The 13,743-nt window shown below is 68.7% G+C and carries 12 protein-coding genes and 2 pseudogenes; 9 read left to right on the top strand and 5 right to left on the bottom strand.

All coding sequences use genetic code 11. From position 1 onward, the window contains the following. The 5 genes and pseudogenes from O1Q03_RS38975 to O1Q03_RS38955 form a co-directional block, all read left to right on the top strand. Positions 1-273 (top strand): annotated as a pseudogene (locus tag O1Q03_RS38975) (LysR family transcriptional regulator); the annotation flags it as partial. A gap of 41 nt (positions 274-314) precedes the next feature. Then, positions 315-1,238, top strand: coding sequence for a DMT family transporter (locus O1Q03_RS38970; protein WP_269511247.1), 924 nt, complete (start codon positions 315-317; stop codon positions 1,236-1,238). Positions 1,239-1,299: 61 nt separating this feature from the next. Beyond that, on the top strand, positions 1,300-2,079 hold the full coding sequence (locus tag O1Q03_RS38965) for a sensor histidine kinase (protein WP_269511245.1): 780 nt from the start codon (positions 1,300-1,302) through the stop codon (positions 2,077-2,079). Positions 2,080-2,154: 75 nt separating this feature from the next. After that, positions 2,155-3,498, top strand: a complete 1,344-nt coding sequence (locus O1Q03_RS38960; protein ID WP_269511243.1) for a hemolysin family protein — start codon at positions 2,155-2,157, stop codon at positions 3,496-3,498. Positions 3,499-3,520: 22 nt separating this feature from the next. Then, complete coding sequence (locus O1Q03_RS38955; RefSeq protein WP_269511241.1) at positions 3,521-4,105, top strand: thiamine phosphate synthase; 585 nt, start codon at positions 3,521-3,523, stop codon at positions 4,103-4,105. Positions 4,106-4,141: 36 nt separating this feature from the next. Here O1Q03_RS38955 and O1Q03_RS38950 read toward each other — a convergent pair whose 3' ends face one another. Further along, on the bottom strand, positions 4,142-5,803 hold the full coding sequence (locus tag O1Q03_RS38950) for a DUF3459 domain-containing protein (RefSeq protein ID WP_269511249.1): 1,662 nt from the start codon (positions 5,801-5,803) through the stop codon (positions 4,142-4,144). A 428-nt stretch (positions 5,804-6,231) separates the two neighbouring features. Here O1Q03_RS38950 and O1Q03_RS38945 point away from each other — a divergent pair, with 428 nt between their 5' ends. Beyond that, positions 6,232-6,942: a class I SAM-dependent methyltransferase gene (locus tag O1Q03_RS38945; RefSeq protein WP_269511238.1), complete on the top strand. Its 711-nt coding sequence runs from the start codon at positions 6,232-6,234 to the stop codon at positions 6,940-6,942. Continuing rightward, a pseudogene (locus tag O1Q03_RS38940) lies at positions 6,929-7,342 on the top strand (glutathione binding-like protein); the annotation flags it as partial. The gene O1Q03_RS38945 and the pseudogene O1Q03_RS38940, both read left to right, overlap by 14 nt. A 6-nt stretch (positions 7,343-7,348) precedes the next feature. Here O1Q03_RS38940 and O1Q03_RS38935 read toward each other — a convergent pair. Further along, positions 7,349-8,002: a DUF1345 domain-containing protein gene (locus O1Q03_RS38935; protein ID WP_269511235.1), complete on the bottom strand. Its 654-nt coding sequence runs from the start codon at positions 8,000-8,002 to the stop codon at positions 7,349-7,351. Between the two features lie 136 nt (positions 8,003-8,138). Between O1Q03_RS38935 and O1Q03_RS38930 the strand changes: the two genes are divergently transcribed. After that, positions 8,139-8,864 carry a metallophosphoesterase gene (locus tag O1Q03_RS38930; protein WP_269511232.1) on the top strand — a complete coding sequence of 242 codons (726 nt, stop codon included), beginning with the start codon at positions 8,139-8,141 and terminating at the stop codon, positions 8,862-8,864. 29 nt (positions 8,865-8,893) lie between these two features. On the opposite strand, the gene O1Q03_RS38925 is transcribed toward O1Q03_RS38930, so the two are convergent. Next, positions 8,894-9,589, bottom strand: a complete 696-nt coding sequence (locus tag O1Q03_RS38925) for an RES family NAD+ phosphorylase (RefSeq protein ID WP_269511229.1) — start codon at positions 9,587-9,589, stop codon at positions 8,894-8,896. A 2-nt stretch (positions 9,590-9,591) separates the two neighbouring features. After that, positions 9,592-10,011, bottom strand: a complete 420-nt coding sequence (locus O1Q03_RS38920; RefSeq protein WP_269511227.1) for an MbcA/ParS/Xre antitoxin family protein — start codon at positions 10,009-10,011, stop codon at positions 9,592-9,594. 232 nt (positions 10,012-10,243) lie between these two features. Here O1Q03_RS38920 and O1Q03_RS38915 point away from each other — a divergent pair, with 232 nt between their 5' ends. Beyond that, positions 10,244-11,026: an ABC transporter substrate-binding protein gene (locus O1Q03_RS38915; RefSeq protein ID WP_269511224.1), complete on the top strand. Its 783-nt coding sequence runs from the start codon at positions 10,244-10,246 to the stop codon at positions 11,024-11,026. 974 nt (positions 11,027-12,000) lie between these two features. Here O1Q03_RS38915 and O1Q03_RS38910 read toward each other — a convergent pair. Further along, positions 12,001-13,473, bottom strand: a complete 1,473-nt coding sequence (locus tag O1Q03_RS38910; protein ID WP_269511221.1) for a sigma-54 dependent transcriptional regulator — start codon at positions 13,471-13,473, stop codon at positions 12,001-12,003. Positions 13,474-13,743 lie beyond the last annotated feature (270 nt).

Raw genomic sequence — 13,743 nt, 5'->3', positions numbered from 1 at the left:
GCCGCGCTGCGCGCGCTCGACCATGCGGGGCGGCCGTGGCGCGAGCGCTTCACGGGCGGCGGCATCGCGGCGGTCACGGCCGCCGCCGCCGCCGGGCTCGCGGTCTGCCCTCTGGCGAGGCGCGTCGCACCGCGCACGCTGGTCGACGTCGGCGCGAAATTCGGCTTGCCGCCGCTGCCGCACTCGCAGGTCGTGCTGTATTCGCGGGTACGCGACGCCCGTGCGGCGGCCGCGCTGCGAAGGTTTGCCGACAGCCTTGCAATCTCGGCGTAAACTAAGCGGCTTCGCCGCCGGCAATCCTCTGAACAATTCCAATGAAGCCCGAATCCCGCAAGCACCTCCGCGCCAACCTGCTGATGCTCGTCGCCGCCGCGATCTGGGGTTCGGCTTTCGTCGCGCAACGACTGAGCCTCGACGTGATCGGCCCGTTCCTGTTTACGGGGCTGCGCTTCCTGCTCGGCGCACTGGTGCTGATCCCGCTGCTGACGTTCAACCTGGCGTCGCGCGCACAGCTCGCGGCGATTCGCCGTGCGCCCGCGCTGCTGCTGCCGGGCCTCTCGCTCGGCGGGCTGCTCGCCGTGGCGATCTCGCTGCAGCAGTTCGGCCTGCAATACACGCGCGTGGCGAACGCGGGCTTCATCAGCTCGCTGTACGTCGTGATCGTGCCTCTGATGGGCGTGTTCGTCCGTCACCGGATCGGCGCCGGCACGTGGTTCGGCGCGCTGCTCGCGGCGATCGGCCTGTATTTTCTCAGCATCGACGAGCATTTCTCGGTGCTCTACGGCGACTGGTTCCAGCTCGCCGGTGCCGTCATCATTGCCGCGCACGTGATGGCCGTCGGCCATTTCGCGCGGCGTCACGATCCGCTCGTGCTCGCGTTCCTGCAGTTCGTCGCGTGCGGCGTGCTGTGCGTCGCGGTCGGCCTCTTCGTCGAACCTGTCAGCGTCGCGACGTTGCACGACGCGCTGCCGACGCTGCTGTACGGCGGGCTGCTGTCGGTCGGCGTCGGCTATACGCTGCAAGTCGTCGCGCAGCGCGACGCGGCGCCCGCGCACGCGGCCGTGATCTTCAGCATGGAAGGCGTGTTCGCGGCCATCGCGGGCTGGGCCGCGCTCGGCGAGACGCTGACGCTGCGTGCGCTGGTCGGCTGCGCGCTGATGCTGGCCGGCCTGCTCGCCTGCCAGCTGCTGCCGAACGGCGACGCACGGAAGAAGGACGAGGACGCGCTGCCGGCTTGATACGCGCCGCTGTCCCTATAATGGCGGTTCGTATGTTCATCGCTTCCGACAGGCCTGCTCCGTGACGTCCCTTTCCGTCGACCCCGCCGACGACCTGCTGCGCGAACGCGCAGCGCACTATGCCGCGCAGGCGGCGCTGTTCCTGCGCGACCAGGTCCTTTCCACCGCATCGCACGACCTGCGCAGCCCGCTGAACGCCATGCACAGCTGGGCGTACGTGCTCGAGCACCAACTCGCCGCCGGCGACCCGAACCAGCAGCGCGCGCTTGCCGGTATCCGCACGGGGATCGACCAGCAGGTCGCGCTGATCGACGACGTGCTCGACGCGCCGCGTGCGGAAACCCGCACGCTCGCGATCGCGCCGCAGCCGTTCGCGCTGCGCCCGCTGCTCGACGACACGCTCGCGCTCGCGCGCGTCGCGCTCGCCGACGCGCGGCAAGTGAGCATCGACGCGACGCTGCCCGACGGCGAGCCGTCGCTGTCGGCCGATCGCCAGCGCATCGCGCAGGCGCTGTGGACCATGCTCACGACCGCCGTCGAGACCAGCGCCGCCGGCACCCGCGTGACGTTCGCTTGCACGCGCGACGGCGCGCAGTGTGTCGCGCGCGTCACCTGCAGCGTCGCCGCCGATGCGCTCGCCGATCCGGCGCTGCCGCACGTGTTCGAATCGTTCGCGCGCCGCGAGATGCTGCGCACGCGCGACGCGAAAAAGATCGCGTGGACGCTCGCGCTGTGTCAGCGCGTCGCGCTCGCGCACGGCGGCACGTTCACGCACGATCCGTTCGCCGACCGCGCGACCGTCACCCTCACGCTCTCCGTCCCCTGCGAGGCGCCGGTGTAAGCAATCGGCCGCCGATACATTACGTTTTCCTTTCCAGCCCTATACTGATGGGCCTGTCATGACTGGAGCGATTCTTTGTTACAGATCTTCGCGCTCATCGGCGCGTTGTTCCTGGTGGCCCTGAACGGGTTTTTCGTCGCAGCCGAATTCGGCCTCGTCAAACTGCGCGCAACGCGCGTCAAGACACTCGCCCGCAAGCATGGCCTGCGCGGGCGCATCCTCGCCCTGGTCCACGGCCGGCTGGACGCGTATCTTTCCGCGTGTCAGCTCGGCATCACGCTCGCGTCGCTCGGCCTCGGCTGGGTCGGCGAGCCGGCGTTCGCGCAACTGATCGGCCCGCTGCTCGACCTGATCGGCGTGCAGTCCGAGCGCATCGTGCACCTGGTCTCGCTCGTGTTCGCGTTCTCGCTGATCTCGTTCCTGCACATCGTGGTCGGGGAGCTGGCACCGAAATCGATGGCGATCCGCCAGTCGGAGAAGGTCGGGCTGTGGGTCGCGCTGCCGCTCTATGCGTTCTACTGGGCGATGTATCCGGCAATCTGGGTGCTCAACAGCAGCGCCAATGCGGTGCTGCGGCTCGCGGGGCTGTCGGCTGACCACGGCGGCGACGCGCACTACTCGACCGACGAGCTGAAGCTGATCCTGCGCAGCCGCCGCAGCGCGGCCGGCAACGCGGCGCAGCCGGCACGCGGCACGTACACCAACGACGAGTGGAACACGCTCGCGCACTCGCTTGATTTCTCGTCGATGACGGTGTCGGACCTGATGCGGCCCGCCCATGAAATGATCGGCCTGCGGCGCGACCTGCCGCTGCCCGACAACATGGAGATCGTCGCGCGGCACCGCTTCAGCCGCTATCCGCTGTTCGCGGATGCGTCGCGCGAACAGGTGAGCGGGCTGATCCACCTGAAGGACCTGCTGCTCGCGCGTCACGCGGGCGCCGCGCTCGAGGATCTGTCCGACTACGTGCGGCCGGTCCAGTACGTGAAGCCGGATACGCCGGCGCTGGAGCTGTTCCGCCGCTTTCGCAAGGGCGCCCCGCACTTCGCGCTGGTCGGCAACAAGGGCGCGAAGCCGATCGGCTTCCTGACGCTCGACAACCTGCTCGGCGCGCTGGTCGGCCAGATTCACGACGAGTTCCGCCAGGGCGACGCCGACTGGACCCGCCTCGACGACGGCACGCTGATGGGCAAGGGCAGCCTGCCCGTCGTGTCGCTCGAGCAGGCGCTCGGCATCGACATCGACGAAGGGCGCGCGGAATCGGTCGGCGGTCTGGTGATCCACGCGCTGAGCGATCTGCCGACCGAAGGGCAGCGCGTGTCGTTCGACCGCTTCGACGTCGTCGTGAAGAAGATGAACGGGCCGCGCATCGTGCTGGTGCGCGTCTATCCGAAGGTCGCGAAGGAGGCCGACGAATGACGGCTTCCGCGCGCCGCGCGCGATGAACTCGACGCTGCCGCGTTGCTGCGTGATCACGCCCGAGCCGGCGTCGCCGGCGGCGGCCGATTGCCGCGCGTTCCTCGATCGCCTGTCGGCCGTGCTCGCGCGCGGCGAGACGCTCGTGCAGGTACGCGTGAAGTCGTTCGACGCGGCCGCGTTCGCGCGGCTCGCCGCCGATGCGCTCGGGCTGTGCGACACGGCCGGCGCGCAACTGATGCTCAACGGCCCGATCGATGCAGCCGGCGTGATGCAGCTGGAAGGCGCCGGATGGCACCTCGACGGCGTCGCACTGCGCGCGGCCGCGCAACGGCCGTTGCCGGGCTCGCGCCGTGTGTCGGCCGCGTGTCATGACGCTGACGATCTATCGCTGGCCGCGCGCGTCGGTGCGGACTTCGTCACGCTGTCGCCGGTGTTGCCGACGCTCAGCCACCCCGGCGCGCCCGCGCTCGGCTGGACCCGGTTCGCCGAATTGGCTGCGCAGGCCACGATGCCCGTCTATGCGCTCGGCGGGATGACGCGCGCGCATCTCGACGACGCGCGCCGGCATGGCGCATACGGCGTCGCAGGAATTCGCAGCTTCTGGTAGAGACGGCCGGGCGCCCAGCGCCCGAGCTTTCGCACGTCACGCGTTCAGGTCCGGGCGCATGGCGCGCCACGCGCCGGTGTCGATCCGGCGCACGTCGTGCGTGAGTGCATAGCGGTTCACGTCGCCCGTCAGCCACGCGACGAGCGAATACGGCGGCAACACCCCTTCATCGACACGGTCGCGCGCGCGGGCCGGCGTCTCGAACACGACCTGCCCGCGCGGCGCATCGAACGGCACCGCGTCCGGCGACAGGTTCAATGCGATGGTCAGCGTCTCATCGTCGGCAAGCCGCCACGATGCGAGCAACGCGTCGGCATCGCCGTCGCCGCCAGCCTTCAGCGTATGCGCGTCCTGCGGCCGGCAATCGGAGAGCCGCGGCGAGATCAGCTTCGCGCGCACCGCAAGCGCCGATTGCACGAAATGCGCACGATCGGCGTCGCGTGCGGTTTCATCGAAGATCAGCGGAATCTGCGGCGTGAGCAGCGACAGCGCGAGCGCCGCGAGGCCCGGATCGGGATCAGGATCGCCGTGCCTGCCGAGCTCGCTGTCGCGCCATGCGCCGTCGGACAGCACCAGCGACGTCAGCGACAAACCTTCAGCCGCGCAGGCGCCCTCGCCCGACGTGGCCGGCTGGAACGCGGTGCCGGTCGCGGTCAGTGCGCGCGCGAGCGTGTGGATCGACTGGTGCGCGGAAATGCCTTCGTGGGCCGCCGCGTCGCCGCCGGTCAGCCGATGCAGCGCGCGTTCGCCGCAGCCGTTCCACTGCGCATCGAAATGGGTATCGGCGAGATGCACCGGATGACGTTCGCTGCCGAGCACGAGATGGATGAGCCGGTCGGCCGGCACCGCCGCACGCACGCGGTCGGCGATCTCGCGCAGCCACGACGCGCCGATCCGGTCGGCTTCGCGCAGCCGCAGCCCGTCGCAGCGGTATTCGTCGATCCAGTACAGCGCGTTGTCGCAGAAGAAGTCGCACACCTCCGGATGGTCGAGTGCGAGCGGCGGCGGCTGCCGCGGATCATCGCGCATATGGAAGAACGGCGCCGCATAGTGACGCAGCGCGTCGGTGCCGCTGCCGAAGCGCGCGTAATCGAGCTCCAGCAACACGGCGAGGCCATGGCCGTGCGCTTCGTCGATCAGCGCCTTCAATGCGTCGGGGCCGCCGTCGGCCGCGAGCGGCGCGAACGGCAGGCTGTCATGCGGCGACGCGAGCAATTCGAGCGCGGTCACGCCCAGGCGTGCCAGCGCCGGCAGCCGGCGGCGCACGCCGTCGAAGCCGCCCACCGCGTGCGGACGAATCGCGTAGAGCGCGATGTCCTCCCACGCGCGCCCACGCCAGAACGTGTTGCGCCACGTGAACGCGCGCGGATCGACGACCTCGCTCGCGCCATTGAGCCCATCCGGTTGCGAGCGCGACGCAGGGTCGGGAATCGACACGGCGTCGTCGAGCCGGTAACGGTAACGCGCGCCGGCACCGCATTCCACGAAGACTTCGAACCAGTTCGGGCCGGCCGCCACCATCGGGACGAGCGTCGGGCCGTTGCCGGTATCGAGTTCGAGCTGGACCTGCGTGCTGCCCGGCGCCCATACGCGAAAATGGGTGCGCGGCGTCGCGCGCAGCGCGCTGCAGGGCTGCGCGCCGGACGGCAGACAGTGCATGTAGTGCTGCGCGTACGGATCGTGCGAACAATCGGACATCATGCGCTCCTCGTGCGTGCCGAGCGGCATGGCCGCGCAGGCCGCGCGGCGCATCGAAGCCCGGCATGCGACGGCCAGGCAGGGGGAGAGGAAAAAGTATGCGCCGGTTTGGCAACCGTAACGCACCGGATTTCATCATTTTTAAATACGAATCGACCCCGCTACCCGCTACCCGCTACCCGCTACCCGCTACCCGCTACCCGCTACCCGCTACCCGCTACCCGCTACCCGCTACCCGCTACCCGCTACCCGCTACCCGCTACCCGCTACCCGCTACCCGCTACCCGCAATCCGCAACGCACGACCGGTGGCGAGTCGGGTAGTCCGCATACCGGAATGGCCACTCTCCTTGTTGCGCCGGCGGGCCGCGCTTACGCTCGGTGCGATGCGCGGACACACCGTCCGCGCCCAACCCGAGGAACCTCGCCATGTCGCTCCCCGCCAGCGCCGCGAAATTCGATCCGGCACGCGCGCACGAGTACGCCGAACAGTCCCGCATCGCGCTGGCCGGCTACGACGCGTGCCACGAACTCGCCGCGTGCATGCTGGCGTCGTCGATCGCGGCGGCCGATGCGCGGCTGCTCGTGGTGGGCGCCGGCGGCACCGGGCAGGAGATCTGCGTGCCCGCCGCGCTCGCACCGGGCTGGCAATTCACGGCGGTCGATCCGTCCGCGCCGATGCTGGCGCTCGCACGCGCGAACGTCGAAGCCGCCGGTTTCGGCACACGCACGCAATTCATCGAGGCCGGCGTCGATGCGCTGCCCGACGCGCCGGCCTTCGACGGCGCGACGCTGATCGGCGTGCTGCATCACGTGCCCGGCGACGACGCGAAGGCCGCGCTGCTGGACGCGATCGCACGGCGCGTCAAGCCCGGCGCACCGCTCGTGATCGCGGGCAACTACCGCCACTATGCGGACCACCCTCGCCTGCTCGACGCGTGGCAGCAGCGCTGGCGCATGAAAGGCGCCACGCCCGACGCCGTGCGTGCGCAACTCGCGAAGATTCTGCAGGGCGCCGATCCGCCGGCCGCCGAGGAGACCGTCTTCGCGTTGCTGCGCGAAGCGGGCTTCGATGCGCCGCTGCGCTTTTTCTCGAGCCTGTTCTGGGGGGCGTGGATCGCGGTGCGGCGCGCCGCATGAGCGGCACGACTACACGACCCGCTGCACGATGCGGAAGGTTCGACGGATGCCGCCGCTGCTGCTGAAGCGGGTCGCGTTGCGACTCGCATACGCGCCGATGCCGTTCTTCGCGCGGCCCGTCGCACGCAGGATCGCCGCGACACTGCAGTCGCGTTTCGTCGATCCGCAGATCGCGCTGCATCTCGGCTATATCGACGACACGCTGGAACGCATGGGCTGGTTCGTCGGCGACGGCTTCAGCACGGCCGACATCCCGATGAGCTTCCCGCTCGAAGCCGCAACGGCGCGCGACGACGGCGGCAAGCATCCCGCGATCGCGCGCGTTCTCGCAACGATTCACGCGCGCCCGGCCTTCCGCCGCGCGCTCGAGCGCGGCGGCCCGTACGACCTGCTCGAGTAAGCCGCGTCAACTGAGCAAACCCGCCGCGACGTTGATCGACAGGCCGAGCACGGCCATGTTGAAGTAGAACGACAGGATCGACTGCGCGAGCACCGCGCGGCGCGCGGAGCGGTTGGCAAGCGACACGTCGGCCGTCTGCGACGCAACCGCGATCGTGAACGCGAAATACAGGAAATCCCAGTAATCGGGCTCGGGGTTGCGATCCGGAAAGCGCAGCGCGCGATCGTTGCTAGGCGAACCGTAATAGAGCCGCGCGTAGTGCAGCGTGAAGATCGTCGGGATCAGGAACCATGCGCCGAACAACGTCGCGCCGGTGATCGCGTAATGGCCGAGCCCCAGGCGAAAGCCGACGCTCTTCGCGGTCGCGAGTTCGATCGCGATCGCGGCCACGCTCGCGACGGTCGCCACGCACACGACGGTCAGCACCGCGGTCGCGCTTTCGTCCTCGCGGATCGCGACTTCGCGCACCTTGTGACGATGCGCGGTGATCATGCGTCCCCACATCAAGGCGAGATACAGCCAGATCGCGCAATCCCAGCCGATCAGCGCGCGTGCGGCCGGATGTAGCGAAATCGGCAGCAGCACCGCGCATAGCACGCCCGCGACGGCGGCCGAGACGAGGCGCGGCCGGTTGCGTAATACCTGCGGATAAAACGTCATCGTGTCATTCCGAAAGCGGATGGAAAGGGTCTGGCCGGCGCACATACTCCCCGCGACGCCACGCCGGCGCGTACCGCCCCGATTATCGCCATTCCCGCATGACGTTGCGATGGCTACGAGCGCCTAAGATATCGGGATGAGCGCATCCCTCTGCCGCCATCCCGCGAACACGGCCGGCCGCGACTTCGTCGTCGGCGACCTGCACGGCTGCGTGGACGTGCTGCGCGCGCTGCTGCACGACGTGCGCTTCGATCCCGCGCGCGACCGGCTGTTTTCAGTCGGCGATCTCGTCGACCGCGGCCCCGCGTCGGAAACGGCGCTCGAGCTGCTCGACCGCCCGTGGTGCCACGTCGTGCGAGGCAATCACGAAGAGGTGCTGAGCCTCGTGTCGCGCGGCAAGCTGCCGCCGGACGCGTGGCGCGGGATCGGCGGCGACTGGGGTGCCGACCTGCCGCCGGAACGGCTGCGCGCGTATGCGGCACGCGTGGACGCACTGCCGCTCGTGCGCGTGATCGGCGACGGCGCCGCGCGCTTCAACGTGCTGCATGCGGAGTTCTTCGGCACGGACGCCGAGCTCGATACGGGCAGCTATTCGCCCGACGTGCGCGAGCGGCTGATCTGGGGGCGCGATCTCGTCCAGGGGCTCGTCGATCCGGCCCGGCAAGCCGGACTGTCGCTGACCTGCACCGGCCACACACCCGTGCGCACACCGCAGCGCATCGGCGCGCAATGGTTCATCGATACGGGGGCATTCGCACCTTCCGGATACCTGACGATCGTCGAACCGCGCACCGGCGATACGTGGTCGCTCACGCAGGCCGACGCACGCGCACGCCATGCCGGCGACCTGCCGCTGCCCTGACGCCGTCGGCGCCGACCGCGGGCACGCCCCTACCCGACCTGGTTCAGTTCGAACACCGCATCGATCGCGGAGCCGTTCCAGTTGTATTCGAGATAAGCCGCGTGATGACAGTCGCGCAGCAGCGTCGTGCGAAACGCCGCGAGACATTCGCCGTGCGGGTCGCGCACCGACGGATAGACGATGCCCGCGCCGCCGGCCTGGCGCACCGCGCGGCCGAGCGCCTGGCCCGCGCTGTAGTCGAGCGGATCGAGCAGCGCGGGATTGCGCTGCGGCCACGTGCGCACGTCGGCCACGTCGCCTTGCGCGAACACCGTGTAGAGCCGCATCTGCTGACGCGTCGGCGCTTCTTTCGTCGCGGCCAGGAACAGCCCGCTGTGATAACGCGTTTCGGCGATCGCGGTAGCGCGCGAACGCGCGCAATAGAACACGCCGTAGCTGCCGTCGGAAAAGCGGCTGCCCTGCGGATTCAGGTGCGTGAACGCGGCCATGATCGGCCCCCAGCCCGGGCCGTAGCGGCGTTCGGCCGGCGGCACGAGTTCGAGCGTGCCGACTTCGTTGCGAATGCGGTCGTTGGTCAGCGATTCGAGCGCGTAGAGCGCGTCGAAATCGTCGGCCGACGCGACGCGGTCGAACAGGTTGATGGCAGGAAAACGGGTAGGAATTACACGGTAGGCAGGTGCCCAGTCGACGACGGTCGTGGGCCAGTGTTGCGTTTCGGTCCGCATCGTCACGCCCAGCCACCCCGCATCGCGTCGAGATATTGACGCACGGCGACCAGGTCGCCGACATTGCCGGCCAGCATCCGGTCGAGCGCGCGCTTGCCGCCGAACGGCGCCGCGTCGTTGGGACGCTTGACCCACGTGTCGGCGGCCGACGGCTGCGGCAGCAGGATCTGCAGCGCCTTGTAGATGCCGAGCAGCAGCGATAGCCGCTCGAGCGTATCGCGCGGCAGGCGGGCCGATTCGGGCGCGGCCTTCCACTTGAAGAACGTCGAGCGGCCGGGCGAGCCGAGCAGCACGATCTGTTCGTCGACCGTCAGCTCCCAGTCGCGCGCGATGTTGAAAAACGCGCGCAGGCCGGCCGCCGACATCTGCGCGACCGACGCCTGCCGCGGGGCGGAATGCGGATTGAACGCGGGCTGTGACATGATCGTTAGTCTCGAAACGAATTTACTAACAAGATTAGTCCATTTTCGTATTTTTGCAAGGGTCGGCACCCTGCGTTCGGTGATTGCATCCGATGCATCGATATTTTTTGTCCATTATGGACTGCGATTTTATTTTCTGCGTTAATGGCCGTACGGACGGCGCCGACACGCGGCACCCGCCCGCGCCAACCGAGTCGCCCCGAACCGGAATGACCACGCCAAGGAACGCACCATGAAGAGACTGATTGCCGCCGCTTCGATCGCCCTGCTCGCCGTCGCCGCAGGCCCCGCCGTCGCGAAGGACTGGACCACGCTGCGCTTCGGCACCGACGCCAGCTATGCGCCGTTCGAATCGAAGGCACCCGACGGCAAGCTCGTCGGCTTCGACATCGACCTCGGCAACGAGATCTGCGCGCGGCTGAAAGCCAAGTGCGTGTGGCTCGAGAACGATTTCGACGGGATGATCCCCGCGCTGAAGGCCAAGAAGTTCGACGCGGTGCTGTCGTCGATGTCGATCACGCCGCAGCGCGCGGAGCAGATCGGCTTCACGACGAAGATTTACAACCAGCCGACGCGGCTCGTCGTGAAGAAGGGCTCGCCGCTGCAGCCGACGGCCGAATCGCTGAAGGGCAAGTCGATCGGCGTCGAGCAGGGCACGACGCAGGAAGCGTATGCGAAGGCGTACTGGGCGAAGCAAGGCGCGAACGTCGTGTCGTACCAGAACCAGGACGGCGTGTACGCGGATCTCACGGCGGGCCGGCTCGACGCCGCGCTGCAGGACGAGGTGCAGGCCGCGATCGGGTTCCTGAAGTCGCCGCGCGGCGCCGGCTATCAGTTCGTCGGGCCGGAGCTCGTCGACGAAAAGGTGCTCGGCATCGGCGCCGGCATCGGGCTGCGCAAGGAAGACACGGACCTGAAGGCGAAGATCGATCGCGCGATCCTCGACATGGTCAAGGACGGCACGTACAAGCGGCTCGCGTCGAAGTACTTCGACTTCGACATCTACGGCAGCTGAAGCGGCCACACGCGCGTACGGGCGCGACGCCCGTCGTGCGCGGCCGGTTCGCGTTGCCGCTGCTCGCCGATGCTCATCGGGCGGCAACGCGCCGGCTGCATCGTCCGCGGGATGGCGGCGAGCAATCGCCGTTCCTTCGGATTGCAAACGGACCGCGCATGGATCGCGCCGCGCGCAACCGTCGATGAAGCGTCAATATGCGAAGACCGGGCGCCGGGGAACCGGTGCCCGGGTACACATGCCCTTGCGGATCGTGCTGGCTGGCGCAAAGGCGCCGGGCCGGCGCGGATGACCGGGAATCAACCGGATCCGCCTCGCACCGGGCGCGCAGAGATGGCCTGTGGAAGCATGCCGGCCGGCTGCAAGGCGTTCGGTCGACCGGCGATGCGTCGAGTCATTGCGATCGCGGCCTGCCGGCCGCGGCGTATGGCGATCGTTCATTTTTCTACCCCGTTTCGGTCTGATCCTTGTTTCGGCAACCGGACGATGCCGGCGCTCCGACGATCCGACGACGACGGTCCATGCCGGGCGGCACGCGGTCGTGTTGCCGCGCTCCCGCCCGGACATCCCCGCGGACTGCGCCCTTGCCGGCCCTCCCCTGCTTCACTGCGAAACCGGCCGGACGCCACGTCGTCGACTTTCGCATGGTCTTATTCGCAAGGAGCGGGCCAGCTTCGCGCGAGGCCGTCGGCACAAGGGTTTCATCGGACGGGAACGGAACCGGAACGGGCGGCACGCGCGGGAAGTTGCGAAACTGAAACACGCGCTGCGCGAGCGGCTTCAGCCGTGCAGCGGCAACGCATTGCGGCACAAGGCGTGCGAACGATACGGAAAATTTTGCCGGCGCGCGTGTCACACTCCGGCCCGCGTTTGCCGGCCGGATTCACGCGTGCGCCGACGCGAAACGTTTCACGTCCTTTACATGGGTGCGGGCACCCGCGCGCGGCCGGCCGCGCACGCTTCGCGGCCGCGATTCAGCCGACCCGTTGATGATCCTCGTCGCCGGGCGGCACGCCGTCCTTCCCGCCGTTGTCGCCGTTGTTGTCGTGATCGTTGAGCCCGTGCTCGATCATCATCCGGTACAGCGTGACGCGCGAAATGCCGAGCTCGGCGGCGGCCTTGTTGATCCGGTGATCGTTGCGCAGCAGCGCGTTTTCGATCGCGGTGCGCTCGGCGAGCGCGCGCGCCTGTTCGAGCGTGACCGGCTCCGTTTCGCCCGGCGTGTCGAGCCCGAGATCGTGCGGCGTCAGCAGCCGGCTCTCGGCCATCACGATCGCGCGGCGCACACGATTGATCAGCTCGCGCACGTTGCCGGGCCATTCGTAGCGGCGCATCGCATCGAGCGCCGCCGACGTGAAGCCGCTGATCTTCCGGCCGCTGTCGGCCTTGTACTTTTGCAGCACGTAGTGCGCGAGGATTTCGATGTCCTTGCCGCGCGCGCGCAGCGGCGGCTCGTGAATGCGCAGCACGCAGAGCCGGTGATAGAGATCCGCGCGGAAGCGCCCGGCTTCGACCGCACCGTCGAGATCGACGTGCGTCGCCGAGATGATCCGCACGTCGACCGGGACCGACTCCTGGCCGCCAAGCCGCTCGATCTTCCCTTCCTGCAGGAAGCGCAGCAGGCTCGCCTGGCTTTCGACCGGCATGTCGCCGATTTCGTCGAGAAACAGCGTGCCGCCGTGCGCGGATTCGATCCGGCCCGCGCGCCGCTGGTTCGCGCCGGTGAATGCGCCGCGCTCGTAGCCGAACAGTTCCGACTGCAGCAGGTGATGCGGAATCGCGCCGCAGTTGATCGCGACGAACGGCCCCTTGCCGCGCACCGAACGCTCGTGGATCGCGAGCGCGGTGAGTTCCTTGCCGGTGCCGGATTCGCCGGAGATGAACACGCTCGCATCGGTCTTCGCGACCTTGCGGATCGTGCTGAACAGCTGCTGCATCGCCTCGCAGTTGCCGATCATCCCGTGCTCGCCGATCGACGCCGCGTACGCCGCGCCGTCGACGCGATCGAGCGCGGCCATCCCGCGCGCGTGACCGAGCACGTGCGAAATCCATTCATGCGGCAACGGCAGCGTCACGTAGTCGAAACAGTAGCTGCGAATCAGTTCGCGCACGGCCGCGCTGATCAGGCTGCCGCCCTGCGCGACGGAGATCCAGCCGATCGCCGGCTGGCTCAGGCACGCCTTCAGCGCGGGATAGTCGCGCGACGTGAAGCCGGTGAAGTCGATGAGCCCCGCGGCGACGTTCACGCCGGACGTCATGTTCTGCGCGGCGCCCGCCGTCTTCGCGACCGAGATCTCCCAGCCGAGCTGGCGCAGTTGCGCCAGCAACGACTCGTCCGGCGAACGCATGATCACGAACAGCTTGCGTCCGGCCTCGGGGGCGGTGACGGACACGTACGGCATCTCGGGCGCCGTCGTCCCGTTTGCGTCGGGTGACCTTGCAACCATTGTTGTTCCCCGCTTGGCGTTGGTATCGTGCGCCGGCTCGCCGCCGCGTACGACGGACTCCATTAAACCGACATATTGGCCGCATTTCCGTTTGAATAAAATCCCCCCGCGCCATAATCTCGCGCGCACGGACGAATCCGTTCCTGAAGGTATATCGACGCCGCCGACGCGCGGCTAGATGGGTGTTATCCCGGTGGCGCGGCGGGCGCGACGCGGGATCGAATCGGCGCCGACCGCGCGACGCCGCGCCGGTGCTGGCGCACCGGCGCG

It is taken from the genome of Burkholderia sp. IMCC1007 (assembly GCF_027257875.1).
In the GTDB taxonomy this organism is placed as follows: domain Bacteria; phylum Pseudomonadota; class Gammaproteobacteria; order Burkholderiales; family Burkholderiaceae; genus Burkholderia.
Note: the sequence above shows the minus strand (reverse complement) of the source record. Positions and strands in the feature narration are given on the sequence as shown.